Source organism: Mangrovibacterium lignilyticum (assembly GCF_010882175.1).
Lineage (GTDB): Bacteria > Bacteroidota > Bacteroidia > Bacteroidales > Prolixibacteraceae > Mangrovibacterium > Mangrovibacterium lignilyticum.
On the sequence record NZ_WKLH01000003.1, the window covers coordinates 734099 to 759809 of the forward strand.

The 25711-nt window shown below is 45.0% G+C and carries 19 protein-coding genes; 9 read left to right on the forward strand and 10 right to left on the reverse strand.

Features of this window, described 5'->3' with window-relative positions; genetic code table 11:
- Positions 1 to 655 precede the first annotated feature (655 nt).
- The 5 genes from GJV22_RS17295 to GJV22_RS17315 all read left to right on the forward strand — a co-directional run bounded on the left by GJV22_RS17295 (position 656) and on the right by GJV22_RS17315 (position 4220).
- A complete protein-coding gene (locus GJV22_RS17295) occupies positions 656 to 1024 on the forward strand; it encodes a DUF6864 domain-containing function (protein ID WP_163716779.1) in 369 nt (122 codons plus the stop codon).
- The gene (locus GJV22_RS17300; RefSeq protein ID WP_163716782.1) at positions 1014 to 1379 is read left to right on the forward strand and encodes a hypothetical protein; all 366 of its coding nucleotides are present in this window, start codon (positions 1014 to 1016) and stop codon (positions 1377 to 1379) included. The genes GJV22_RS17295 and GJV22_RS17300 overlap by 11 nt, the downstream gene beginning before the upstream one ends.
- A gap of 300 nt (positions 1380 to 1679) precedes the next feature.
- Positions 1680 to 2330 carry a hypothetical protein gene (locus GJV22_RS17305; protein ID WP_163716785.1) on the forward strand — a complete coding sequence of 217 codons (651 nt, stop codon included), beginning with the start codon at positions 1680 to 1682 and terminating at the stop codon, positions 2328 to 2330.
- 340 nt (positions 2331 to 2670) lie between these two features.
- Entirely contained in the window at positions 2671 to 3498 is an 828-nt protein-coding gene (locus GJV22_RS17310) for an MBL fold metallo-hydrolase (protein ID WP_262888227.1), read from the forward strand.
- A 338-nt stretch (positions 3499 to 3836) separates the two neighbouring features.
- A complete protein-coding gene (locus GJV22_RS17315) occupies positions 3837 to 4220 on the forward strand; it encodes a hypothetical protein (protein WP_163716790.1) in 384 nt (127 codons plus the stop codon).
- 390 nt (positions 4221 to 4610) lie between these two features.
- Here GJV22_RS17315 and GJV22_RS17320 read toward each other — a convergent pair whose 3' ends face one another.
- The 7 genes from GJV22_RS17320 to GJV22_RS17350 all read right to left on the reverse strand — a co-directional run bounded on the left by GJV22_RS17320 (position 4611) and on the right by GJV22_RS17350 (position 16883).
- A complete protein-coding gene (locus tag GJV22_RS17320; RefSeq protein ID WP_163716793.1) occupies positions 4611 to 7103 on the reverse strand; it encodes a TonB-dependent receptor domain-containing protein in 2493 nt (830 codons plus the stop codon).
- Between the two features lie 227 nt (positions 7104 to 7330).
- Positions 7331 to 8605, reverse strand: a complete 1275-nt coding sequence (locus GJV22_RS17325) for an AmpG family muropeptide MFS transporter (protein ID WP_163716796.1) — start codon at positions 8603 to 8605, stop codon at positions 7331 to 7333.
- 58 nt (positions 8606 to 8663) lie between these two features.
- Positions 8664 to 11300 (reverse strand): DUF5686 and carboxypeptidase regulatory-like domain-containing protein, encoded by a 2637-nt coding sequence (locus GJV22_RS17330; RefSeq protein WP_163716798.1) that lies wholly within the window; start codon positions 11298 to 11300, stop codon positions 8664 to 8666.
- A gap of 84 nt (positions 11301 to 11384) precedes the next feature.
- On the reverse strand, positions 11385 to 12716 hold the full coding sequence (locus GJV22_RS17335; RefSeq protein WP_163716801.1) for a SpoIID/LytB domain-containing protein: 1332 nt from the start codon (positions 12714 to 12716) through the stop codon (positions 11385 to 11387).
- 187 nt (positions 12717 to 12903) lie between these two features.
- The gene (locus GJV22_RS17340) at positions 12904 to 13851 is read right to left on the reverse strand and encodes a DUF4922 domain-containing protein (RefSeq protein ID WP_238480350.1); all 948 of its coding nucleotides are present in this window, start codon (positions 13849 to 13851) and stop codon (positions 12904 to 12906) included.
- A gap of 80 nt (positions 13852 to 13931) precedes the next feature.
- Positions 13932 to 15371 (reverse strand): glycosyltransferase family 2 protein, encoded by a 1440-nt coding sequence (locus GJV22_RS17345; RefSeq protein ID WP_163716803.1) that lies wholly within the window; start codon positions 15369 to 15371, stop codon positions 13932 to 13934.
- A gap of 6 nt (positions 15372 to 15377) precedes the next feature.
- A complete protein-coding gene (locus GJV22_RS17350) occupies positions 15378 to 16883 on the reverse strand; it encodes a glycoside hydrolase family 10 protein (protein ID WP_238480356.1) in 1506 nt (501 codons plus the stop codon).
- A 216-nt stretch (positions 16884 to 17099) separates the two neighbouring features.
- Here GJV22_RS17350 and GJV22_RS17355 point away from each other — a divergent pair, with 216 nt between their 5' ends.
- From GJV22_RS17355 to GJV22_RS17365, 3 genes are all read left to right on the forward strand, one after another.
- Positions 17100 to 17936: an ATPase gene (locus GJV22_RS17355; protein WP_163716808.1), complete on the forward strand. Its 837-nt coding sequence runs from the start codon at positions 17100 to 17102 to the stop codon at positions 17934 to 17936.
- Between the two features lie 487 nt (positions 17937 to 18423).
- Positions 18424 to 19047, forward strand: coding sequence for a hypothetical protein (locus GJV22_RS17360; RefSeq protein WP_163716811.1), 624 nt, complete (start codon positions 18424 to 18426; stop codon positions 19045 to 19047).
- Between the two features lie 87 nt (positions 19048 to 19134).
- Complete coding sequence (locus GJV22_RS17365; protein ID WP_163716814.1) at positions 19135 to 19515, forward strand: VOC family protein; 381 nt, start codon at positions 19135 to 19137, stop codon at positions 19513 to 19515.
- Positions 19516 to 19588: 73 nt separating this feature from the next.
- Here GJV22_RS17365 and GJV22_RS17370 read toward each other — a convergent pair whose 3' ends face one another.
- The 3 genes from GJV22_RS17370 to mfd all read right to left on the reverse strand — a co-directional run bounded on the left by GJV22_RS17370 (position 19589) and on the right by mfd (position 25180).
- Complete coding sequence (locus tag GJV22_RS17370; RefSeq protein ID WP_163716817.1) at positions 19589 to 21193, reverse strand: M56 family metallopeptidase; 1605 nt, start codon at positions 21191 to 21193, stop codon at positions 19589 to 19591.
- A gap of 2 nt (positions 21194 to 21195) precedes the next feature.
- Complete coding sequence (locus GJV22_RS17375) at positions 21196 to 21585, reverse strand: BlaI/MecI/CopY family transcriptional regulator (RefSeq protein WP_238480351.1); 390 nt, start codon at positions 21583 to 21585, stop codon at positions 21196 to 21198.
- 271 nt (positions 21586 to 21856) lie between these two features.
- A complete protein-coding gene (gene mfd, locus GJV22_RS17380) occupies positions 21857 to 25180 on the reverse strand; it encodes a transcription-repair coupling factor (RefSeq protein ID WP_238480352.1) in 3324 nt (1107 codons plus the stop codon).
- A 164-nt stretch (positions 25181 to 25344) separates the two neighbouring features.
- On the opposite strand from mfd, the gene GJV22_RS17385 reads away from it, so the two are divergent.
- Positions 25345 to 25689, forward strand: coding sequence for a thioredoxin family protein (locus GJV22_RS17385; protein ID WP_205461926.1), 345 nt, complete (start codon positions 25345 to 25347; stop codon positions 25687 to 25689).
- The last annotated feature ends 22 nt before the right edge of the window (positions 25690 to 25711 follow it).

Consider the following 25711-nt stretch of genomic DNA (forward strand, 5'->3'; position numbering starts at 1 on the left):
CAATGGCACAAAACAGTCCAGTTGCATGACGGAACGCGTTAACAATGTCACACATTTGTACAGATGCGTGACGGAACTGTGCATTTGCATGACGCATCTGTTTTGTTGTGGAACGGAACTGTACAGTTGCGTGACATAACTGTACAGTTCCGTTGTGCGTTTCATGGGGCGTAAGGTGTAATTAACCGGTTGGATAGTGGTGTCGAATGGACCGGTGGCATCCTTTGTTTGGCAAGCGGCGCAATCGGTTTGTTTCGCTTCGTTGCGGGCATAATAGCTATTGGTATGTTCAGTCGATTGGTTTTTCACGGGTAGAAATAAATTGGTAATCAAAGTCCTGTGCAATTCTGAAATAAAATTACAGCGGTTAAATACGAAAGTCAAATCGCATCTGTACAGTTGCGTACTTAATTTAATGTTTTGGAGCATAATTTTGGTAATCGATAAATACCGAATTGGTACTAAACAGTATTTTAGATTCATTCTGACTTACAAAATGAATTATTTGTTGGTCGGTATTTCGTACCTTGGGAGATTCTGTTTTGAAGTTGGTTCCGGATTGATTTCCAACGGAAAACTAAAAATAGAATAGGGGGATATAGGTGCCGGTACATATAGACAGAACGTTATGCTTAATTAAACAAAATAGAAACATATGCAAATAAAACTTGGTGATTTTGAATTAATTCATTCTGGGGTTGTTATCACGATTGATGATAATCCGATTACGATAAAACTACCTGACGAAATTGAAGGTGATTATACCTTTATTATAAACTTTGTAACGGATAATGACAACAAAGATGCCGTTACAAAATACACAGCCATTGACAAATTTACACTTCAGATTGACTTTAAGAATTTTGATGGGTTTATGGGTGGTGGTAATTCTAGCTTGATTACTTTAGGTTCTTTGAGGAATTTACCCTTGTATTTGAATTATAGAGTATTTGACCTGAATAATGTTGGAAAGACATTGATGTATAATTTTTACGTTGGAAAGGAGGTTGAAAATGGCAACTAATCCTAATCCTCAACAAGAGAGTCGTTTTATAAATCAAGTCTGTAGTAATACAAAGACGGATTTTATTGAAATAACCGAAGATAAGCTAGAAAACATTTTGATTAAATTCCTAAGAGATTTAAAAAAATCGAGTGGTTGGTTAACTCCATTATCAATATTCATAACAATTTTGATTACAAACTTAACGGCTGATTTTAAAGAGTTTTTATCTATCCCTAAAGAAATTTGGTGTGCAATATTTTACCTTGCATTAGCATTGAGTTTTGTTTGGTTTATCGTGAAAACAATATCTGCGATTAAGAATAGAAAAAAAGTACAATTGGATTATCTGATAAATAAGATAAAGAATAACTAAGCACAACAATTAAGTGTTCGGCCAGTGCGCAGCACAGTGGCTGAACCGGGTGTTGACGTAAACCTTGTCCGGCCACTGACGGAACCGGGATTAATAGCCGAACCAAGTATGATGGGTTTTCGATCGGTGATAAGCTGTTTTGCCTGACTAGGATGGTTTGACATTTTCATAGAATGACCGATATTAGAAGAGCCGGATGACGGGAGACTGTCAAGTCCGGTTCTGTGAGAGACTTAGGGTGAAACTCCCTTTGCCTACTCGACCACTAAACGTTGTGTGCAAAATTAAAATCGAAAAACAATGAAAAATCTTAAACCTATTTTATTACTAGCCTTGATATTAACATTGTGTTCTTGCCAACATCGAGTTGACCTGGGGACAGATAAATTATTGACCGAAACTTTTAGTAAATATGAGATTCAAAGTTTTGAATCAATGGTTGACTATGTTGATAAAATGGTTTTAGCTAAAACAAAAGAGACAGATATTAATAAGGCTTATCATCAATTCTTCGAGTTAATGTCTCAAACGATAAAAGACAGTTCTAAATTTTTAGTCCCATTCAACGAAAAAGATAAGTATGATTTTTTAGAAAAAATGGATACCACTGCGTTTAATGACATTTGGCGCATTAGTACAAATTTAAAAATGGTAAGATACCAAGACACAATTTATAGAGACCTTGAAAATTTTAAAACTCTTTATTTAAAACCTGTTGGAAACTATATGGACTATTTGAAAAAACTTGGAGATACTGACGAATTCTTTAAGTCGCTTCATGAAAGCATTGAAGTTGCAGGAGACCTGCCAGCTAGCATGGCAGTCTATTTTCCTGAAAATCATAATAAATTTGATTTCAATATCCCTAAAAACCGATTGTGGGCGACTATTTATATTTTAAGAATCCAAGAACCAGTGGATATAAAAATGAAACGATATCTAAATAAATAAAATTCAGCGCATAACAATTAAGCGTTCGGCCAGTGCGCAGCACAGTGGCTGAACGTCCCGATAGCTATCGGGATGGACGAGAACCTTGTCCGGCCACTGGCGGAACCGGGATTGATAGCTGAAACAAGTATGATGGGCTTTTCGATCGGGGATAAGCTGTTTTGCCTGACTATGTTGGTTCGGCTTTTTCATGAAATGACCGATATTAGAAGAGCCGGATGACGGGAGACTGTCAAGGCCGGTTCTGTGAGAAGCTTAGGGTGAAACTCCCTTTGCTTACCCGTTTACCAATCGTTAGGTGTTATTTAAGACATTGAACATGAGTCGTCTGAAGTACTATATGATTGTTTTTTTGATTATCTCATTAAGTTGTGGGAACCGGAAGAATGATTGGTATCGAATAAGTAAAATTGATAGCAAAACCTTTATAATATCCGAGCCCAAAAGTTCGCAAAACAACTCTTGTTTCTTAATTATGGGGAGTAAAGAAGCTATTCTATTAGACTCTGGAACAGGAGAAAATAAGGATGAAACCTTCAAGAACATAATTAGTGCACTGACTGATCTTCCATTAACAGTGCTATTATCTCATTTTCATTTCGATCACATTGGAACAACAAGTGAATTCGATTGCATTGGAATCCCGGAAATTCCTGTGATTGAAGATAAAATGACTGTTGATAGTTTGCTGCATTTGACAAATACGGAAACTTTAGCCCAAAAGACAGCAACTTTAAAGATAAGTAAGTTATTCCCCGTTGGGAAAGATATTGATTTAGGCAACCGTAAAATTAAAATTTTATATACCCCTGGACATTCAAAAGAATCAATATCGCTTATTGACAATGAAAATGGTTATCTTTTTACGGGTGATTTGGTATATAATGGGTTATTGTTAATTAACGACTGTGATGCGTATGTTCGTAGCATCAATGAAATAATAAAGAACAGCAACTCTAAATATAAGGTATTCGGTGCTCATGGAAGACCTGAAATAAGTTACGAACGCCTTTTCAAAATAGAGGAGGCAATTGAGAATTATCGTTCAGGCAGAGATACTATCAACCCATTTCGTCAAGTCAATTTTTTTGGAACGACTAAAAGCATTTACAAAATTGGCGATGTAACTTTCATGGATGGATATACTGATGCTTTTAATAATGATTAAACAAAAACAGCAGCTATTAAGCGTTCGAGCCGTGCACAGCACAGTGGCTGAACGTCCCGATAGCTATCGGGATGGACGTGAACCTTGTCCGGCCACTAACGTAACCCGGGATTGATAGCCGAAACAAGTATGATGGACTTTCCGATCGGAGATAAGCTGTTTTGCCTGACCATGCTGGTTCGGCTTTTTCATAGAATGACCGATATTCGAAGAGAGCCGGATGACGGGAGACTGTCAAGTCCGGTTCTGTGAGAGGCTTGGGGAGAAACTCCCTTTGCCTACCTGGCCAAGTGACCGTTGTGTGCAAGTTTAGAATCACAAAACCAAAATCATATAGAATGAAATATTTAATAGCTCTAAATTCTGTTTTATCATTTACATCTATTCAGGCTCAGAACGCACAGACTGACTCTATCTCTGCTGAAAAATTGAGTTCTAGTGATAGCCTGAAACTAGAATATCAAAAGTCTATTCAAATTATCAATGACCAAGAAGCAAAAGCTATTTATCCTCATGACTCTATTTGCAAAAGCATCGAAATACAACTGAATGAGGATTCTGAGAAGAAATTACTTGGAAAATTATCCCGCAAAAAAAGAGGTGAACTACAAAGAAAACTTCAAACGGAGAAAGCTACAATAAATATTCAGAGTGGAGCTTATGAGATTTCAAGAAAGGAAAAGGAAGAAGAATTTGAAGAAAAATTTAACAAACAAAACTGATTAAATTAAAAACCAGCACACAATAATTAAGCGTTCGAGCCGCGCGCAGCGCAGCGCTTGAACGTCCCGATAGCTATCGGGATGGACGAGAACCTTCTCCGGCCATTGACGGAACCGGGATTGATAGCCGAAACAAGTATGATGGACTTTCCGATCGGAGATAAGCTATTTTGCCTGACTAGGATGGTCGGGCTTTTTTGTTTTTAGCAGATGCCAGCTCCTGTTTTTTCCTGTTTGAGCGAAAGATTTGCTTTTCTGATTTATTTGTGTTCGGCTAGTGGGCGACAGAAGAATAAAGTCAACGGGTTAAGCCCAATTTTCAGGTACAAAAAAAGAGGGGAACATTTCCCCTCTCCGTATTTACAAGTATAACCCATATTTGGTCGGAGATTAATAACCTCCGGAATCAAATTCTACTTCGTTGGTCCCGTCGCTACCGCGTCCGTTATCGGTTTTATAATTATTCAGTTTAAAGCTTAAGCTCAACTTCACAACCCGTGGTTCGTGTTTAAACTTGAAGCTCGAGTTAAAGTTACTGCCGCTGCTTGTGCCTTGCCAGCCACCCGATCCAAAAATATCCTGCATGCTCAGTGTGGCCGTTAGCTTGCGATTCATGAATTCCTGGCGGTAGGAGATGTTGGAGTAGAACGAACCGTTACGATCGCCCTGCGCCGAAACGGAAGGTCCCCGGTAGTTGCCGTCTAATTGTAGTCGGCTGGTGTTCGAGAATTTTATCGTTGCATTCATGCGGCCATCTTTGTTTATACTGGACCGGCTCACATATTCACCCAAAACTTCACCCTGTAGTTGGTATTGGTAGATCGAAAAACTGGAGTTTAGCAACAGCCACTTCGTTAAATTCAGGTTTAACATCAGTTCTCCCCCGGTTGATTTGTTGTCGCCAACGTTGGCGCTGGTCAGCAGGTAGGTTCCATCGTCCAGCACTTCGGTAATTCGGTCTCTTACATCGACGGTCTTCCGGTGAAAAGCATCCAGAGACAGGAACGAGGTTCCAAAGCGTTTCAGCACGCTCATATCATAGGAGTTGGTGTATGACGGTTTAAGATCCGGGTTTCCCTTGCGGATGGTGGTTTGATTCATGAATGTCTCAAACGGATCGAGGTCCCATCCTCTCGGGCGGTCGATGCGCCGGCTGTAGCTGGCCATTAACTGCATACCTTCCAGTAGTTCGTAAGAGGCGTGGGCTGACGGGAAAAAGTCGAAGCGATTCAGGGAGTAAGTTTCATTTTGCTCGCCTTGATGCTTGATTTCCCGGTCGGTATATTCACCGCGTAAGCCGGCCATAACTTCCACTTTGTCGATTTTGGTCGAATAGGTTGCGTAAAGGGCGTGGATATCGCGTTTGAAATCCATGACACTGGTGTACTTCGGGTCGTTGATCCAGCTTCCGTTGTCCCAGTTTTCGAAGGTGTAATCTTCAGTCTCGCGGCGCATGCGGCTTTGAAAGCCAGCCTCCAGTTTGCTGTTTTCTCCCAAGGGGCGCGTATAGTCTAATTTGGTGCGGTAATCCTGCGAATCTTCACCTTCTGTAGTCCGTACGCGAAGGTCGTAAATATCGGATGGATTGTAGTTCTCATCAGCCTGTATCTCTGATTGGAAATCCACGTCGTCGCCTGTGCGACTGCGGAAATAGAACATCCCCTCCAGTTTATGAGTGCCGTCGTCGTTATATTTATGCAGAAAGTTGGCGCTTGCATCGACAAACTTGTTATCGCTTTGTGAATCTTGACTCTCCAGCGTATATTCTTCCGTTGAAACAGAACTGTCGACGAAGTCGGTGTTGTAATAGTTGCGCACATCCGATTTGGAAGCGCGGTTGTGCGTACCGGCATTGGCATTGAAACCCAAGGTGGTCTTGTCGCTCAGGTACAGGTCGACACCACCTTTAAACCGGTAGCCGTTCCGTTTAAATTCACGGTCTCCGTCAGAGGTCATGTACTCGGTACTGTCGGTATAAAAGGTTTCGCGGGTGGAGTGATTTTCCCCGTTAAAAATCCGGTCGTTTGTTTCGAAGCCAAAGGTAAACTGCCGTTTTTCATTTTTGTGGTTCACCGTGAAGTCGAGGCTCCGGCTTTCGTTGGTGCTTCCGGATACATTGAAAATACCGTCGAAGCCGGTCAATGCATTCTTTTTGGTCACCAGGTTGATTATTCCGGCCATCCCATCCGGGTCGTATTTGGCCGACGGGTTGGTAATGATCTCGATGTTCTCAAGCGCTGAAGCCGGAATTTGCTGCAAAGCGTCGCTTCCGCTCAGTGCCGATGGGCGCCCGTCGATAAATACAGTGAAACTTGACGAGCCGCGTAAGGTCACGTTTCCTTCAATGTCAACCTGTACTGATGGTGTATTTTCGAGCACGTCGACTGCAGTACCACCGGCTGCATTGATATCCTGATCAACATTAATCACTTTTTTGTCTACCTTATATTCCAGCCGCGTTCGTTCGGCAACAACTTCAACACCGCCAATTTCATGGTGCGATGCCTCAAGCGAAATGACTCCCAGATCGATGGTTTTGCTATCGTTGGTGACTTTGACATTGTTGATGCGTGTTTTGTTGAACCCAATAAAGTTGGCTTCAACATAGTAGGTGCCGTTTTTAATTCTTTCGAGTAGAAACGCTCCTTCAGGATTCGTAATTCCGCCGGTTACCAACGATGAATCCGAACTGTTATAGATTGAAATATTGGCATATTCCATTGGCGTTTTTGATTCCTTCTCGATTACCTTCCCCTTTATGACTGATTTTGGTGACGGACTTTCATCCGGGTCACTCCCGGGCGTGTCCGACATCGCCTGAAGTCCGGCGCCAGCCAAACTCGTAGCAAATAAAATCAGGCATAGAATTGCTCTCTTGTACATCTTTAATTGTTTTGTTTTGATAAGGTAACAGCGTTGAAAACGTTGAAAATCTCTCCCTGCAGGATTGCTTTCCCGATGCTTCCGTGTTTCCTGTTTGTTTAAATTGCGTTGACAAATACTAAGACAGCAAAAGAGGTGGCAGGTTTAATCGCGAATCAGCCAGTTTTGTTAACAAGTGTAAATTCCCGTTTAGCTTTTAAACAGGGGAGTACAGAGGGAGAGAAGGTTTATTTTTTCTTGCCAAATTCGGGATCGATATGCAGAAACGGGGCAATAATAAATCCGGGAATGGTACAAATCATGACCCAGATGAAGAAATACAGGTAGCCAATCTGGTCTTCAATCCAGCCACTGATCATCCCCGGCAGCATCATTCCCAAAGCCATGAAGCCGGTGCACAACGCATAATGGGCCGTTTTGTGTTCGCCATCGGCCAGTTGAATCATGTACAGCATGTAGGCGGTAAAGCCAAATCCGTAGCCAAATTGCTCGATCACCACCGCCGAGCTGATGACTGCCAGGTTTTGGGTTTGCAGCAGGGCCAGGAAAATATAGGCGATGTTGGGCAGGTTCATGGCAAAAACCATGGGCCAAAGCCACTGTTTCAGTCCGTGGCGGGAAACGACAATCCCTCCAACAATGCCGCCTAAAGTAAGCGCTATGATTCCGGCGGTGCCGTAAACAAAACCAATGTCGCTGGTGGTAAGTTCCAGTCCGCCTTTGGCCAGATCGTCGAGTAAAAAAGGAGAGGCCAGTTTGGCTAGTTGTGCTTCGCCCAAACGGAAAACCAGCAGGAAAACCAAGGCCAGACCAATTCCTTTCTTGGTAAAGAAGGAAACGAAGGTTTCGCCGAAGTTGCGCATGATTTCACCGAAGTCTTTATTCTCCCGTTTTTGATCGCTGGCCGGATAGGGAAGCAGGAACAGGTGATACAGGAAGAAGGCAACAAAAAGGCCGGCGAAAATGAAAAAGGTCATGCTCCAGGCCGTTGGAATGCTGTCGCCCGACTGCTCCAGATAACCAGCCAGTATTACCAGTGGCCCTTGCCCGGCAAGCATGGCCAGGCGGTAAAAGGTATTTCGGATGCCCACAAAAAATGCCTGGTCGTGCGTTGACAAGCCCAGCATGTAAAAGCCATCGGCAGCAATATCGTGTGTCGCCGAACTGAACGCCATCAGCCACAAAAAGGCCAGGCTATACTGAAAGAAATTGCTCATGGGAAGGGTGAACGCGACGCCGGCCAAACCGCCGCCAATGACCAGCTGCATCCCGATAATCCAAAATCGTTTGGTGCGCAGAATATCAACCAATGGGCTCCAAAAGGGCTTAATCACCCAGGGTAAATACAGCCAGCTGGTGTACAAAGCAATGTCGGTGTTTGATATTTCCAGGCGCTTGTACATGATCACCGAAACAGTCATCACAAAAACATAGGGTAGTCCTTCTGCAAAATAAAGTGTTGGAATCCATGCCCAGGGGCTGCGGCTGGTCGCTTTGTTCATCGTGTTTGTTTTCGGTTTGGGAGCGTTAATTTAGCAAAAAATGGCTGTTGTCAATTGCTTACTGAATTTTCAAACTGATTCGAAAGCCGGTTTCTGTTTGATGCCAGTCGTTTATACCGAAATTAAATTCAACGTCGAACAGGAAGAAAATGTCATTCAACCCGTAACTGAACTCACAGTACTTCGAAACGGACTCGCTCGTGTAAAAATGAAACTTCAGTTTTTCGCTGATTAACGTTTGATTGACGAAGGGCAAACGGGTGAGCAGAAACTTGTCGAAAGTTAAAGCGGCGTGCGCTTCGAGGTAATGTTTTTTGCTGAACAAGTTGTAATAGCCGTGCAACGCAAACGATTCATCCGGGTTCGATAAGGTCAGCCACTGATCGTTCGATTTCACAAAACTGTAATCAGCAGCGTAGAGTCTTTTTTTGTTGACGTACTGACCTGCGCTAACGGAATAGCTGAGTTGATCGTTGAAGCCAATTTCAAGCTTCTGATTCACTCCCAAGTTGAGCAAGTCGTAGTCCACATCACTTCCGCCGATAGTTTTCAGCCCTTTGCGGTAGTTTAAGTTGAAGGTTGGATAGCTACTGTTGGCCGGATATTTCACATGTTGGCGAATGCGGTAGCGCTGCCTTGGCGTGTAGGTCAGGCCTAGCCGGACGCTGGCCGACTGGTGGTTTTCCACCTGCCACGCCTCCAAGCCCGAAATTGCCGGGACATTTTCGGTGAAATCCCGTTTATTGGAGGCAATAAATGTGTATCCTGAATAATTCTGAACGGCTAGTCGGTCGGCGTATTCGAGCTCGGCGTTCAGCACAAGCCCGTTGGTTAGTTCGGTCGAGCCGTTGAGCCGGAAGAATCGTTTTTCGTAAAACTTCTGAAAGTTTCGCTCCATCAAAAGGGCATAAATAGCGTACTCCATATTGCTGATGCCTTTACTTCCTTTAAAGTCTTCGAGGGTTCGTCCTCCCTGCAGACCGAGCCACTGTTGTTTGATACCATTCAGTCGGTAGCGAAGGTTTCCGTCAGCATAAACCGTTTTGCGGGAAAAAGCGTAACTCACCGAGCTGTTAATCTGCAGCGCGTGGCCCAGCGTATCGTTCCGACCGAAGGACAAAGGCAAGCGGTAGCTAAAGCCGTCAACGGTTGTGAAGTTGATTCCTTTAGGATTGATGATACCGGGAACTGCCAGCCATGATCTACTTTTACTCGAATCGTTCCCATAAGTATAGGTGCGGCCAAAAGCCAGATCGGCGAGTTTGAATTTCGTTTGGGCATCCTGAATGGAATCCTGGTATTCAGGGGTGCTCTGTTTTGCCACGATGGAATCTTTCAGTCCAAATTCTGTCGATTCTTTTTCAGTCAGCGGAATTGGGCGAAGCTCAGCCCAGTAGGTCGAGTCGTTGTTAACGGCTTTGCCGGTCACTTTGATTCGTTCCGGAATCTCCAATGGTTCGGGAGGCAACGAATGTTGGGTCTCCTGATCCATCAGCTTTTCCAGTTTGTACATTTCCCGGGTCGAGAGATCTTCTTTCTTCAGTAACTCGTTGATTTTTTGCTGGTCTTTCGAAGCGGGTTTCTCAACTTCCTGTACCACCGATTTTGTCTCTGTTAACGAATCGAGGAAGGCACTTTCGTCCTGAACATCCTGGTTCAGCCGGTCTAAAAATGAATGGTCCAGTTTGTCGTTCAGCTGAATTTCATAATCAGAAACTGACGCGACATAGTCGTAGTTCAACCCGAAGCCCAAAGCGCTGACATCCATTTTAAAGTCGAAGCCGGTGGGCATCCAGGTGTTTTCATCAACCAGTGAATACATTTGGCGCATGCTCACATCAACCATCGGCATCGAGAAATCGAGGTCCGCCGAATGGACATTCCAATAGGCATCGACAATGTTGATGGTGCCTTCGAAAACACCTTTTCCCTTCACCCTTGGAATGACTTTCACCTGGTTGATCAGCCGACCCTGGTCTTCAAAAACACCAAGCAGTTCAAAGCGGTAAGTTCGCATCGCTTGTCTTCCCACGGGTGAAACAAGGCCGTATTCATCGACATTGTACAAATTCGTAGTGATCATTTGCATGGGGTCGGTGCTGTTGTCCTCGCCCGACGAACGCATGGCAATGACCTGTTGATCGAGCTTGTCGGGCTGTTCGAAACGGATCTTGTTGATCGATTCCGTCACAAACGGTTTATCTTTTTCGATGCCCTCTTTTTCCATCTTCGTTTTAAACAGGCCCGGAACTTTGTAGACCACGCCGGTTCCTTTCAAGTAGACTTTACACGCGTAGCTTGCCACCTGTTTTTCGTAATAGGGAGCCATGGCAATGGCGTGTCGCATGACGTAATACGCCGGGTCTTCACCCGAGGCCAGCACTTTGATTTCGCTCAACCGGACATTCTGCGGCTGCAGCGTGATCGCGAGTTCCCTGAACGCGGTATTGATGAGGACTTTTTTGTTGACGGATTGGTAGCCGATGTATTGAAACAGGATTTCCCATTCACCTTTGGGAAGTTTCAGCTCGAAGAGACCATCGATATTGGAGGTGGTTCCGGTTTTAAGCGCCGGCACATAGATGTTGGCGTAGGCGACGGCCTGTTTGTTGGAATCGGTGATGGTACCGCGGATGCCCTGGGCAAACAGGGTAGCTGAAAGACACACAAACAAAAAGGTGAAAAATGGTTTCATGGCAAAATGATCGGTTTTGTATGCAATTTATGATAAACGATCGTATTGACCATGTTAACCGGACTTAAAACCACTTCGGCGGTGTCAGTATTTTTTCACCAATTGGGCTCCTCTGAAATAATGTTCCAAAATTTGTTGGTAGCTGTAGCCTTTTTCGCCCATAACTGCCGCACCGATTTGGCACAGGCCAACACCATGTCCCCAGCCAGCTCCGGTGAGGATAAATTTTTGCGGGATTCCAGTTTGAATGTCCCGGTGATCGATCACAAAAGCGGAACTGTATAAGTGCGAGCTTGACAATGCCCGGCGGATTTCCAGTTCCTTGCCAATGGTCATCGTGCGTTTACTTCCGGTAATTTTCAGCTTGATTATCCGTCCCGAATGGCCTCGGCTGATAGCCTCCAGTTGAATGATTTCACCGAAATCGATTCCGGTGCGATTCTGAATTAAGCTTTTCAGTTCGTCTTGGGAATAAGTGACTTTCCAGCGATAGAAATCCTGTGTCTTCTGGTCGAAGTCGGGGAGGACCTGCGACAAAACCTGTTGGTCGGTGGTGTTGCAAAAGGCACCGGGTGATGTTCTGATCCAGCTTTCCGCTTCCTCTTCCTGTCGTAAATCGACACAGGTAGTGCAGGCATTTTCCGAATCGACAATTTTACTGAGATAACGATGGTAAACCGGTTCCCAAACATTTTCGAAGTTCTCGGAAATGCCTCCGCAGCATTTCGAAAAACGGGCGTCACAAATGTTGTCGTCCGACATCAGGAACTCGCCAAAGGTCGCTTCGATCGCTGCATTGGCTTTCTCGCTGATGATTTTGGTGATGCCCTGATAGCGCTGGCAATGGTCGTCGGCACAAACGTCGAATTGGCTGTGATCTTCGCGATCGTACCAGCGAACGCGCTCGTCATCGCTTTCCATAAAGGTCTGGTAATTGCTTTGTTCGCTTTCCAGTTTTTTGCTTTTGACGATTTGCGCCATCAGCCAGCTACGCGAAATAACAGCATGGGCTTTCAACAGCTCGGGTGAACTCGTTGCACTCATTTCCGACGAGATGACCGAACGTAAATATTCTTCCAACGGAACGATATTTACAGCACGAACTTTGCCGTCTTCAATCAGTAATTTTAAGCTGCCCCGAAATTCCTGGTCCTGCTTTTGTTCCCAATGGAAATTGATGCCGATGGTTACATCCTTCAGTTTAAATGAATCATCAGCAGATGGACACAGGAAGGTAAATTCGGCAGAAGCAGATTGATTTCCGTCCGCATCGTGCAAAACGATGTTCTGGTCTTCGATGGTAGCCGAAAATACCTTTCCCCGGATCGCAGCAGGAGTCAGGTAACTACCGTTTAATTCAAATTGAATCTGTTTTTCGGCCATAATGCCGACTTGTATTTCGGGTTGTGTGTTCATTCTTACAAAATAAATGTGCGATTTCCAGCGGACCCCATCCCTAAAGGTTGGCTGTAAATCGGCGCTATTCACGATTAAGTCTTTGTTCGGTTTTAAGCTTTGAGCTTGCTCTGATTTTTCTTTCTCCCCTTAGGGCCGGGGTAAAAGAAAAATCTTCGTCAAGATTCAATATAGAGATCGTTTTTCGTTAATCATTCCGGATCTTCGCTTTTATTCGATTGAAAGCCTCATCATTCAAACTAACCTGCTTGTAAATGTCCGCTAAATCTGCTTTCGTGATCTTTTCAAAATCCTCTTTGCGCGGCAGGATGGCCAGTCCACCCATTTCAACGGATGCCGGGCTCATGAGGATTTGCTCCCTTCCTTCCCGAAAGTATTGGCAGGGACGCTGCTTTTCCCGCGGAAAGAGCAACACTTGCCATTGTGCGCCGTCGAAGTTGACCAGAACGTTCATCATCGGTTCGTCGTCAGTTTCGTTTTGTGGCAACAGTTGAAGTATTTTTTCCACCAGCAAGACGAGTTCACCTTGATCGGTCGATTGAAGAACGATCAACTTCCGCAAATAGCTTTCAGCCAATGCAAAAACTTGTGTTGATGGCAGACTGACGAGTAGTTCAGCGTTCGATTTCAATAAATCGTTCAGTTCAAGCTCAACGGGCATTGCGCCTTTTTGTCCGGCCTGAAAGTGAAAATGGTCGGGGGCTGAAGCGCCGCATTTAGGGCCGTTGTAAAAGATGGTGAATTCGGGCAACGCTTCAGCCAGCGCCAGCATATCCCGTAAACGCCCGTCAAAATGTTGCGGCACATGTTCGTAGCCAACGATGGTGAGGTGTTGCTCAAAAATAGGGTAAGGATTGACGAGAATCTCGTACTTGCCCTGAAAGTCAATTCCCAGTTGTTCTTCGGGGCGATTGGCTTTGCACAAAAAGCAGGGCCGTTCGCTAATCGATGTCCGATCGGTTTTGGCAGCCGACGACCGAATTCGTCCGGGATTGAATTGGGCAACAACCCGAAACCCATCAAAAACGAAGTTGCGTTTTTCAATGCTGCCCAAATCGGCATAGTTCTTCCGGGCAAGCTCCCAGTTGCGGGTTTGATCCTTTGTAAACCGGTCTATTTTCTTTTCAAGTTTCAATATTACAGGTGTTGAGTTATCTCTTTACTACAGAGAAAACAGGGTTCTGAACAGCGTTCACAAATAAAACGAATGACTGATCACTGCAACTTTTTCATCCTCGCCTTTAGCTCGAATGTCCGCAAGGCATCCTTGTATTGATTATGTGCGTTTTGTTTGGCAATATCAAGCGAGGCATCGGAGTTGTCTTCCCAACGGCGGCACCGGTATATTGGCTTGTAGATGCGTCCTATTTTCCAGTGGCGCGAAATGGCCAGCCCCATCGCATAGTCTTCACCATAGCTGGTATTTGGAATCCGGATTTCGCGGAAGATCGGTGTGTAGAATGCCCGTGGTGCACCAAGTCCGTTGATTCGGAGTGCATTATTGGGCCCGTTCTCCGGTGTCCATTCTTTGTGGTCAATCAATCCCGGCGGAATTTCCTCGAGTTTGAAATTACACATCTGGTAGGAGCCAATGACCATGGCACATTGCTCTTTGTGAAACGTATCAACCACCTGTTGCAGCGTCGTATCGTCGTAATACAAATCGTCGCTGTCCAATTGAATGGCAAAACGACCGCATTGCGAATGAAAGACCGCCTCGTTCCAGCAACCGCCGATACCAAGGTCGTTCCGCTCGGGCACCACGTGGATTAATCGTTCGTCCTTATAGCTTTGGAGTAATTCAGTTGTTCCGTCGGTGGAATGGTTGTCGACAATAATCAGGTTGAACGGGAAATTGCATTCCTGCGACAAGACTGAATCCACGGCATCTTTTATGGTTTTGATTCGGTTTCGAACCGGGATTACCACGCTTGCTTCTACCGGAAAACCGTCGGCAAAATCAACTTGCTGAAAGTCGGGTTTCAGAAAAGCACCGATCTTTTGCAGGTGAACGGTACAGGCCTGCTCCAGTTCAATTTGGCGTTCGCGGGCCGAGCTGGTCACGTAGTCGAACTGCTTTTCGCCCGATTTGCGGGTGTCCGTTTCCGTCATGGTAAACAGCAATTCCGGAACACGAAGAAGTTCTCCCATGCGCGAAGCAAGCAGGCGCAGTGCGTAGTAGCCCGCATGTTTCCAGTCGGCAGTTACAGCTGCTTCAAAGGTTTTCAACACATCGGCGCGGTAAAGCTGTGCCGGGCCAAAGTTGAAATCGTCGCGCAGGCTTCCTTCCTGGTAGGTAATCACCGGGTGAGCAGCAAACACGGCTTCCTTTTGCTCGTAATAATCGGCGTAAAGCATGGTGGCATCGCTGTTTTCGGCTAGTTGCAGCAACCGCTCGATGGCAAACTGACCAATACCGAGTTGACTATTCTGCAACAGCAACAAAGCGTATTCGCTTTGCGTGCGTTCCGCAATAGCTTTCATACATTGCGTGGAATAGAGCTCTTCGACCTCAATGACATCCGTCGCTTTGACTTGAACTGCTTGCGGCGCAAGTACGAAGATTGATGCGACGGACTGCGATTGACGAAGTTGGTCAATCAGGTTTTGTGTGTTTTTCTGACCACACCAGGCAACAAAAATATCTGTTTTCATGTTCGTTTACCATTTTATTGTTTCCGGCAGGGTAGCCGAACTTTCGTTATTTAAGCGGTCGAGTGCTGTCACCCGAAATTCAAAGCGTTCTTTTTTACCTTTTCGCCGTTCGAGCTTTATTGCTGTTCCGTCGGTGATCGTATAAATGGAACGGACATCGGCTTCATTCAGTTGCTCGCCGACTTTGTTTTTATAGACAATGTAACGTTTTACTTCGTCCATCTCGTTTTTGAATGCGGGTTTTTCCCACTTCAGCTTACGCCCTCTTTTATTGAATTTGACCGGTTTATTAGGCGGCAGAAAATCAATCCAGGGCATCGACGGCGTTAGAGCGGTGTAGTTATACAATTGGTGTTGCAAGGTGTCCTGAAGTCCCAACAGATTCCGTTTCAGTTGAATGGCGCTGAAGAGCACGCTGCCGTGAACGTTGGGATTCTCGCGGGTCATTTCAATTTGTTTGGGTACTTGGTTGGGATCCGTCCATTCAGGGATACTCGATTTCGCATCAATTTTGTAAAGGCCATGGCCGATATAAACATCGCGGTTGAACCCGTTTTTGCTCCACCAGTCAAGCAGTGTAATGTAGTTGACTGCCGGATGGCCGATTCGCCAGTAAAGCTGCGGAGTGACATAGTCGATCCAGCCATATTGCAGCCACTTTAAAATGTCGGCATACAAATCGTCGTAGTTTGAAACGCCGGCTTTGGTCATTGATCCGCGGGCATCTTTGTCGATATTTCGCCAAACACCAAAGGGGCTGATGCCAAATTTCACCCAGGGTTTGGTTTCTTTAATTGTTTTTGAAATCAATTGAATGGTCAGATCCACATTGTTCCGACGCCAGTCTTCCAGCTGGTCTGCGTTGAAATGCCTTGGGTTCTTGGTGAACTGAATGACATCGGGAAAGGCTTCGCCGGCCACCGGGTAAGGATAAAAATAATCATCCATGTGGATGGCGTCAATATCATAACGGGAAACCACGTCTTTTACAACCTGCACAATAAACTGGCGTGTTTCGTCCAGGGCCGGGTTGAAATACAATTTGCCGCCGTATTTGATAATCCATTCCGGATGTTTGAAGGCGATGTGCGAAGCGGCTAATGGTTCATCAGCCTTTTGCGCTACCCGGAACGGATTCATCCAGGCATGAAACTCCATGTGGCGTTTGTGGCATTCATCAATCCAAAACTTCAGGGGATCGTAGCCCGGATCTTTTCCGGGTGTTCCGGTCAGATAGCGCGACCAGGGTTCCAGTGTTGAAGGATAAAACGCGTCGGAAGTCGGACGAATTTGAAAGATGACTGCATTCAGTCCGTTTTTGACCATTAGATCAAGCAGGTCGATGGCTTCGGCTTTCTGCTCTTGAACGGTTAGCCCCGATTGCGACGGCCAGTCGATATTATTAACGGTTGCTACCCAAGCGGCCCTGAATTCGTATTTTGGCTGGTTTCGGGCTTGAACGAATGTGGCAGCACAAAGCAGCAGCGTGAGCAAGAGGGTGTATTTTCGCATCTTCAAAATGAAATTGATTTTAGTGTTCATTCGAAATAAGGACTATAAAAGGACAAAAATGTTTTGAATTTCCGGGGTTTTCAAGTTTTAGCACTACAAAAGCGTGTTGCTTGAATCAACGTAAACAAATCTAATAATATTTTATTGGACTAAAACCGGAGCGAACTCAGGAGGATGAGCTAAATTTGAGCACCTTTTCATTAAAAATTGACAGATATGATTTTGCTTGCTGATAGTGGTTCGACGAAAACAGATTGGTTGGTATCGGATGATTTCGGGGAAACCCGCCGGTTTCAAAGTTCAGGAATTAACCCGTTTTTCCGGTCGACTGACGATATCCTTGCTGAGTTGAAGCCGCTCTTTCAGGATCAACACCTACCGGTTGAGGAGATTTATTTTTACGGTGCAGGCGTTGTCAACGAGGAAAAAGCAGCCGTCATCAGGCAGGCTTTGGTTGCTTTGTTTGGCGACATTAAATGTGAAATTTCGAGCGATGTATTGGGTGCTGCCAGAGCCGCTTGCGGTCATGAACCCGGAATTGCCTGTATTATGGGCACCGGCTCGAATGCCTGTTATTACGACGGCTCAACAATTGTGAAGGGTATTCCTCCGATGGGTTTCATCTTAGGCGACGAAGGCAGTGGGGCAGTTATTGGCCGGCAGCTGATCGGCGATTATTTTAAAAATGTCATGCCGGATGAGTTGCGGACGAAGTTTTATCAGCGATTTGGGGTAGAGAAGGACGCCGTGCTGGAGCGTGTTTACCGGACCGAAAAACCGAACAAGTATTTGGCTTCTTTTACCGTCTTCTTGAGCGAAGAGGTGGAGCATTCGTATTGCAAAAAGTTATTACAAGATCAGTTTCATGCTTTTGTTAGTCGGAATGTGGTGCAAATGGTTGAAGCAAAGAACGTCCCGGTTAATTTTATCGGATCTATTGCTTACCATTTCCAGGATATTTTAAAAGACGAATTGCAAAAGAAAGGTTTGACAGCCGGTATCATTCTGAAAGAACCCATTGAAGCATTGCTGGATTATCATTTTCAACATTAATCAGATAAATCTGCGTAATCGATTGCACTGCAAATGAGCTGATTGAATATAAGCGTGTTAGATAAAAGTAAAAAACACGTTTAAAAAAGATTCACAATAGCCGCTCTTTTTCCAGAAATTAATATCTTTGCCGCCATAAACAAATGTGTTTGTGTTTCAAATCCAATTTGTTATGCGAACACAGAATCAAGTTGTGATCCGAAAAGCGATTTTCGGAAAGCCTCATGGTTTAATAGGTTTAGTTGGTTTAGGTTAGTTTCGGGAGACCGGAGCGGAAAGGCAATCGGCAGGTTGCCTTTTTTCGTATCCCCTTATTGCAGTCAATTTTCGTAAATCTTTGATTGAGTTGATGATTGATTATCCGAAATGTCTTACATTTAAGAAAGAATCGGTACAAAATATTATTTCAAACCGCCCCACAGTACCGATCTCATTTTGCTCCCGGCCAGATTTTGGCTTTAAATGTCAAACCACATAAAACCATTCTATGAAAAACAAATTCAGATTTCTTTTGAGCTTAGTGCTATTCGTTGCTTTGTTTTCCGGCTGTGGAAAAGATGATGATGAGAAGGACACGTCGAATCCGTCGAACTATTTTAAGGTTGACGGCAAGTATTATGAATTGAAAGTAGGCTACCTGCAAAACTGGGGCATGGATGAAGGTTTTTACGAAGGCTATAACACGGACTTGGTTCTCGTTTCCGACGGTTTTAGTCTCGGTGGAGAAAGCCTCGATTTATCGGGAGCAGGTGACGCGTTATATTTTGAAATGTATAGTTCCCAATCCGATCAGTTGGATGTGGGGGATTACGTCTACAGTAGTTCGGAGCCCTATCCCACCGGTTCTTTCGACTACGGTGAGTATTATATCGGTTATGACATATCGACTGATGAGTATGATGATGCCGGGTTCTTTACGAATGGGACCGTGTCTGTGAGTAAGAGCGGAAGTACTTACGAAATCACAGTCGTTTGTACGACGTCAACCGGGAAATCGGTAACCGGCTATTTTAAGGGATCTTTGACCGTTCTTGATTTAGACCTTTTTGGAATGAGTAAAGACGTGGCCGTTAAAACGAGCTTCATGAAAAATCGTCAACTTGTTCAGTAAGACTTTAAAAGATTCTTATCTCAAGGAAAGGATGCCTGTTTAAAACCCAGGGCATCCTTTTTTGTTTTGTATCTAAATTGATTGCTCATGAAATTCAGATGTGCCCGGCATACTTCCAGGTTAAACGTATTGGAAGAATTCTATACACAGGTGTTGGACCTTCAGGTTTTGGGACGTTTTGAAAACCATGCGGGCTACGATGGTGTGTTTTTGGGAAAAGAAGGAGCAGACTGGCACCTGGAATTTACGCAGTCGGCTGATTTGCCGGAGCACCAACCCGACGACGATGATCTGTTGGTTTTTTATCCCCAAACGCACGAAGCGTACGATGCTATTTTGGCGGCTATTCGCGAAGCCGGTGTGAGACTCGTTCTGCCTAAAAATCCCTATTGGCTTGAACATGGTATTTGTGTTCAGGATCCTGATGGCTACCAGTTAATCATTAGCCACCAGCGAGTGGAAGGATAAAGGTTGTCCCGAAAGCTTTTAGGGGAAGTTCAACATGACATCCTCTTGTTTTGCTTTCGGAACAAGCTTCTCTTTAAAATTCAATCCGTACAGCGTAGTCGACCGGAACAGCTTTTCCACGTTGCTTACCGGGAGTCCAGTCTTCCATGCCGTTGACGATCAATAATGCTGCGTCGTCAGTTAATTCCGACCCACTGCTCTTAAGAATTTTTACATTAGTTACTTTGCCGTTTGCCGGAACAGTAAAACCAACTGTCGCCTCGCCGTTGAGGTTTTTTCCTTCGAAGAAATTTTGGTTTTTCATTTCCTTTTTCTTCTCGGCGATGTACTTTGCCAATGCGTAGTGCCCGTCGGGATAATGAGGCATATCTTCAACAATAATAAATACCGGTTCTCCGTCCTTCGTATTCATTTCATCAGGGACCGGTGGTGGTGGAGGTGGTGGAACATCTCCTTCGTGATATTCGGTGGAGATAGCAGTGACCGTTCTCTCCATGACAAACTTCAGATTGAAAGATTTCTCTTTTTCGTCAATGGTCATTTCGTTTTCTTCGGTCTTGTAACCAACAAACGAGGCTACAAGGGCAAACTCAGTATTCGAAGGTACCTTTAGTGTAAACTTCCCTTCCATGTCGGCAACTGTTCCCAAGGATGTCCCTTTCATAACGATTGACGTGCCTGGAAGAGGTTCACCCTTTTCGTCGAGCACGATGCCTGTGATAACAGTCTCTTTTTCTGAGGTCATTGCTGTTGAAATGTCGGGCGTGGATTGCACTTGCGGACTTTCGGTAGTTTGATACTTCGGCTGTGCAAAGGCAAACAGTAGTCCGGCAACAATTGGTAGGATTAAAGCGAAACGCAAAAGCTGTTTGCGCGATGTTTTTTGTTTTTTCATCATGTTTAAACGGGTTGGGCCAAGGGCAAAGTTCAGGTTGTTCGACAAGCCGAGCACCTGCATGCCCATCAGCTGATTAACTAATAAAAGCTGATACCTGGCTGGTGATTGGCCCCGGGATAGTACACCTTGATCGGCCAGGTATTCGTGGTTCTGTTTAATGGCCTGTTCCAGTAGCCAGCTGATGGGGTTAAACCAAAAGACCAGCGTAAACAGTTCTATAACGAGCAAGTCGATCCAGTGCCGCTCACGAATGTGCACTTCTTCGTGAGTCAGGATGACATCCAAATCTTCCTGCTGGTGATATTCAGGATGAATGAAAATATGGTTGAAAAAGGAGAAGGGCACCGGAAAGTGCCGGTTCTCAACAATCGGGTAACTACCGGTTCTTCCTTTTTTATTGGTTAAGATGAGTCGGATGGGTTTGATGCTTTGGATCAGAAGGCGCAAAGCCAGTAAAAACAAGCCGGTGCAGTATATCGCAAGCAGAATTGAGGACCAGTTGAAAGCCGTTTCTGTTGGCAGTAGCTGATCTTTCGCAATTGGAGTGGTCTGTCTGAAAAGCTCGCTCCAATCTTCTGTTTGCAGGGGAGTGGCCCCCTCAACCAATACCGAATACCGGTACGGGAATAAGGCGAAGACTAGCGGGAGTAAAACAGCAGCCAGCAAATACACCCGGTTTAGGCGGAAGAAGGTTGTTTTACGTAGCAGCAGCGCATAGAACGCATAGAACAGGGCGCTACCGATGCAAACGCGTAACAAAAAAGGGATGATTGTTTCCATGGTTAACCCTCCTTTTGATTGTCGTTATTCAGTTCCTGTTCGGCTTCTTTTAAAATGGCTTCGAGGTCGGCAATGTCCAGCTGGTTTTCCCGGGCAAAGAAAGTAGCCATCTTCGGGAACGAGCCGTTGAAATAGTTCTTCAGCAAAGAGCTGAACTGGAATTTCGTGTAGTCGGCTTTACTAACGGCGGGAAAGAAGAGATTCGTGTTGCCAATCTTTTTCCGGCTCACAAAGCCTTTTTTCTCCAGTACGGTGAGAACCGTTGCAACGGTTGTATAGGCCGGTTTGGGATCGTCAAACTGATCAACAACGTCTTTAACGATCGTTTCTTTCAGTTTCCACACGTATTGCATCACTTGCTCTTCTGCTTTGGTCAATTGAATCAGTTCCATCCGTCTAAATTTAAATTCTACTACAAATATAGTAGATGTATTTCGAATTCATACTATGTTCTTAGAATAATTACTATAAAAATAGTAGAATAGGTATGAAATCGTTAGAAATCAGTGTTCTTTTACGGTCGGGAGTGTTTGTTTTCTTGTAGAATACATTATGTTAGCTTTTTGAAACGATTTTTTTGCGTGAAAGCCTGTTCTTATTTCCACGCAGGGCCTTCGTGGCTTCAGGGCATCCGGGAAACAGGCAACAAGATCTGGTTGCCTGCTAGATTTCGTTCAGAATCTTCTTGGCTTTCACAACAGAACTAACTTCTTCGAACCGCAGGCTCAATTTATCCATCTTTTCTTTCATCCGGCATTTCCCCGGATTGCTTTGTACAAAAGCCAGTACTTTTGTAAAGGCCTCGGATTGATAATAGGGCGATTGTTGGTCGGCAACGAAATAGCAAATCATCTTTTTGTTCTTCAAAATAATTCGTTCAATACCGAGTTCAATGGCGACCCAACGCAGGCGGACAACCTCGAGGAGTTCAAGACTGGGTTGAGGGAGTTTCCCAAAACGGTCGGCTAAACTTGCTTCAAATTGCTGCAGGTTTTCTTCATCTTCCATGCTGTCGAGTTGCCGGTAGAGCAGCATGCGTTCCGACACACTTTGAATGTACGAATCGGGAAACAGCAATTGCATGTCGGTGTCGATTTGGCAATCGTTGGTGAATTTATTTTGCAGGAAGGCTTTTCCGGCAGCTGCCGTTTGTTCTTCCTCAAACAGGTCTTTGTATTCGGTTTGCTTCAATTCCTGAATCGCTTCGTTCAGAATGCGGTGATAGGTTTCATAACCAATATCAGCGATGAAGCCGCTTTGCTCGGCTCCCAGCAAATCTCCGGCTCCGCGAATATCCAGGTCGCGCATGGCAATGTTGAACCCACTGCCGAGTTCGGAGAACTCTTCAATGGCCTGCAATCTTTTGCGCGCTTCAGTACTTACCAGAGAAAGGGGTGGTGTGAGCAGGTAACAGAAAGCTTTTTTGTTCGATCGTCCAACGCGACCGCGCAACTGGTGCAAATCGCTCAATCCAAAGTTTTCGGCATGGTTAATAATGATGGTGTTGGCATTTGGAATGTCCAGCCCGGATTCGATAATGGTGGTCGCAATCAGCACATCCTGCTCACCATTGATAAAGTCGAGCATGATTTTTTCGAGTTTCGGCCCTTCCATTTGTCCGTGTCCAACGACTGTTTTTGCACCGGGAACAATGCGTCGAATAGTCGCTTCGACCTCATAAATATTTTGCACGCGGTTGTGGATGAAGAAAACCTGGCCGTTTCGGGCCAACTCGTAATTGATGGCATCGCGAATCAGATCTTCATTGAAACCGTGTAGTTCTGTAATAATGGGGTAGCGGTTGGGTGGAGGCGTTTGAATAATCGACAGGTCGCGTGCACCCATCAACGAGAACTGTAAGGTTCGCGGAATTGGAGTCGCTGTCAGGGTCAGGGTATCAACATTCACCTTTAACTGCTTCAGCTTTTCTTTGACTGTCACTCCAAATTTCTGTTCCTCATCGACAATTAGAAGCCCAAGATCGTTGAACTTCACATCTTTGCCGATCAGTCGGTGGGTACCAATTAAAATATCGACATTCCCCGCTTCAACTTCTTTTAAAATCTTTCTGACATCACCGGTTGGCCGCAGTCGGCTGATGTATTCCACCTTAACGGGGAAATCTTTCAACCGGTCGGAAAAGGTTTTGAAGTGCTGTAAAGCCAAAATGGTTGTCGGAACCAAAACGGCGACCTGTTTGCTGTCGGTAGCTGCTTTAAAGGCTGCGCGAACAGCAATTTCAGTTTTACCAAAACCAACGTCGCCGCAAACCAGGCGGTCCATCGGAATGTGGCGTTCCATATCTTCTTTGACAGCCTGTGTTGTTTTCAACTGGTCGGGGGTATCCTCAAAAATGAAGGAAGCTTCTAGCTCATCCTGTAAATAGGAATCAGGGGCAAAGGCAAAACCTTTTTCCTGCCGGCGCTTGGCATAGAGCTTAATCAGATCCCGGGCAATATCTTTAACCTTGTTTTTGGTGCGCTCTTTCAGTTTTTGCCAGGCACCGCCACCCAGTTTGTTGACTTTCGGTTCGAGCCCTTCTTTGCCTTTGTATTTCGAAATGCGGTGCAGCGAATGAATGCTGACCAGCAACATGCCGTTATCGCGGTACACCAGTCGGATGGCTTCCTGCATTTTGCCGTTCACCTCGGTTTTAACCAGTCCCGCAAACTTCCCGATTCCATGGTCGATATGGACCACGTAGTCGCCGGGGTGCAGTTTATTCAGTTCTTTAATGGTGATACTTTCGCGCTGATCTTTCCGGGTCTTAATTTTGAAACGGTGGTAACGTTCAAAAATCTGGTGGTCGGTGTAGCAACAGATCTGTGCGTCGTGATCAACAAAGCCTTCATGCAAGGTGAAATTCAGATCGGTAAACTTCACGTTCAGTCCCTGATCGTCGAAAATGGCATGCAAGCGCTCAATCTGCTTTTCGCTGGTCGACAGCAGGTAGTTTTGGTAACCATTGGCCAGGTTCTGCTGCATATTTTCAGCCAGCAACTGGAAATTTTTGTTGAAGATTGGTTGAGGCGAACTGTTAAATTCGAACACGGCATCGGCGTCGAAATTGGTCCGGCTTCCGGTAGCGATCAGCTTAAACTGAAGCGCTTTTTCGCGAAACTCCGCGCCGGTTATGATTCTTCCCTGAATATCCTCGGGAACATTTTCGGCTTGAAGTGCCTGCGAGTGGCTGTTTTCGATTAACTCACTGATCAGTTCCAGGTCGTTAAAAAAGAGGATGCTGTTTTCAGGAACGAAACTCAGAAAATTGTCTCGCAGCTCGTTGTCGAGTCCACTTTGAATGTTGGGAATGATGACAATTTTCGACAGTTGCTTCTTCGAATTCTGACTTTCAATATCGAAACTCCGAATCGAATCCACATCGTCGCCAAAGAAATCGAGGCGATAAGGGTCTTCATTCGAAAACGAATAAATATCGACCAGGCTCCCCCGAATGGAATACTGACCGGGTTCAAAGACAAAGTCAACCCGTTCGAAACCATATTCAAACAACACATCATTCAAAAACTCGATTGACAGCTTGTCGCCTTTGTTGACCGCAAAGCTGTTTGACGCAAGTGCTTCGCCGGTAATGACTTTTTCAACCAGCGCTTCAGGATAAGTTACCAGGTTAACCGGGTTGCCTTCGCGAATCTGGTTCAGTACTTCAGTACGTAAAATGATATTCTCCTGCTCCAGGTGTTCGTGCTGAATAGCGCGTTTGTAGGAGCTGGGGAAGAAAAGTACATTCTCGCCGGTTTGCAGGTTGTTCAGATCATCAAAGAAGTAGGCAGCCTCTTCCCGGTCGTTTAAAATATAAATCGCGACCTGTTGCTGATTCTCTGCCAGAACAGAAGCAAAAATGGTTTTCAGGGAACCCACCAGTCCATGCAGATGAACTTTGGCTTGGGGGGCTTGAATGCTTTCCAGTACACTTTTGAAAGCCTGGTGATCCTGATAAATTTTCCGAAATTCAATTAAGTCCAAAGTACAATAATTTGCCGCCAAAGATACAAATTAGTTCGGTTGAACTGGTGTAATCCTTTCGCTTTGGTGGCGGAGTTAATATTCGAATCTGACAGGCTGTCAGCGAAAAGAATGGCATAATAATTGAAGTATGCAGATATCTAAATATTTAATTCGAAACAATCATGCTACACACAAACTTAAAACACGTCTTGTCCAAAGAGGAACATCAAAAGTTGATCTCTGAAAATGAAAATGTGATGATCTGTTGTGGCCGGATGGGACCCATGTGCATCCCGGTATATGCAGCGATGACTGAGTTGGAAAACGAATACGATCAGGTAACTTTTGCGGATATGGAATTTGACATTCCGGATGCGGCAGTCATTCGTAATGCGCAGGAATGCCGTGGTTTTATGGGTTTGCCTTTTGTTGTGTATTATAAGAATGGGAAGTTGGTGCATGCCACCAGCAGTATCCAGCAAAAAGGGCAGGTTGAAAAAATATTGAAAGAAAAGCTTTTAAAATAAATCTTGAATTGACAGAAGCTTG

Bases quoted from the DNA above. Each gene is read 5' to 3' on its own strand.
- GJV22_RS17300 (WP_163716782.1), top strand. From the start codon at position 1,014: ATGGCAACTAATCCTAATCCTCAACAAGAGAGTCGTTTTATAAATCAA.
- GJV22_RS17360 (WP_163716811.1), top strand. From the start codon at position 18,424: ATGAAAAACAAATTCAGATTTCTTTTGAGCTTAGTGCTATTCGTTGCT.
- GJV22_RS17305 (WP_163716785.1), top strand. From the start codon at position 1,680: ATGAAAAATCTTAAACCTATTTTATTACTAGCCTTGATATTAACATTG.
- GJV22_RS17365 (WP_163716814.1), top strand. From the start codon at position 19,135: ATGAAATTCAGATGTGCCCGGCATACTTCCAGGTTAAACGTATTGGAA.
- GJV22_RS17325 (WP_163716796.1), bottom strand. From the start codon at position 8,605: ATGAACAAAGCGACCAGCCGCAGCCCCTGGGCATGGATTCCAACACTT.
- GJV22_RS17315 (WP_163716790.1), top strand. From the start codon at position 3,837: ATGAAATATTTAATAGCTCTAAATTCTGTTTTATCATTTACATCTATT.
- GJV22_RS17330 (WP_163716798.1), bottom strand. From the start codon at position 11,300: ATGAAACCATTTTTCACCTTTTTGTTTGTGTGTCTTTCAGCTACCCTG.
- GJV22_RS17350 (WP_238480356.1), bottom strand. From the start codon at position 16,883: ATGCGAAAATACACCCTCTTGCTCACGCTGCTGCTTTGTGCTGCCACA.
- GJV22_RS17295 (WP_163716779.1), top strand. From the start codon at position 656: ATGCAAATAAAACTTGGTGATTTTGAATTAATTCATTCTGGGGTTGTT.
- GJV22_RS17370 (WP_163716817.1), bottom strand. From the start codon at position 21,193: ATGGAAACAATCATCCCTTTTTTGTTACGCGTTTGCATCGGTAGCGCC.
- GJV22_RS17355 (WP_163716808.1), top strand. From the start codon at position 17,100: ATGATTTTGCTTGCTGATAGTGGTTCGACGAAAACAGATTGGTTGGTA.
- GJV22_RS17320 (WP_163716793.1), bottom strand. From the start codon at position 7,103: ATGTACAAGAGAGCAATTCTATGCCTGATTTTATTTGCTACGAGTTTG.
- GJV22_RS17335 (WP_163716801.1), bottom strand. From the start codon at position 12,716: ATGAACACACAACCCGAAATACAAGTCGGCATTATGGCCGAAAAACAG.
- GJV22_RS17310 (WP_262888227.1), top strand. From the start codon at position 2,671: ATGATTGTTTTTTTGATTATCTCATTAAGTTGTGGGAACCGGAAGAAT.
- GJV22_RS17385 (WP_205461926.1), top strand. From the start codon at position 25,345: ATGCTACACACAAACTTAAAACACGTCTTGTCCAAAGAGGAACATCAA.
- GJV22_RS17345 (WP_163716803.1), bottom strand. From the start codon at position 15,371: ATGAAAACAGATATTTTTGTTGCCTGGTGTGGTCAGAAAAACACACAA.
- GJV22_RS17375 (WP_238480351.1), bottom strand. From the start codon at position 21,585: ATGGAACTGATTCAATTGACCAAAGCAGAAGAGCAAGTGATGCAATAC.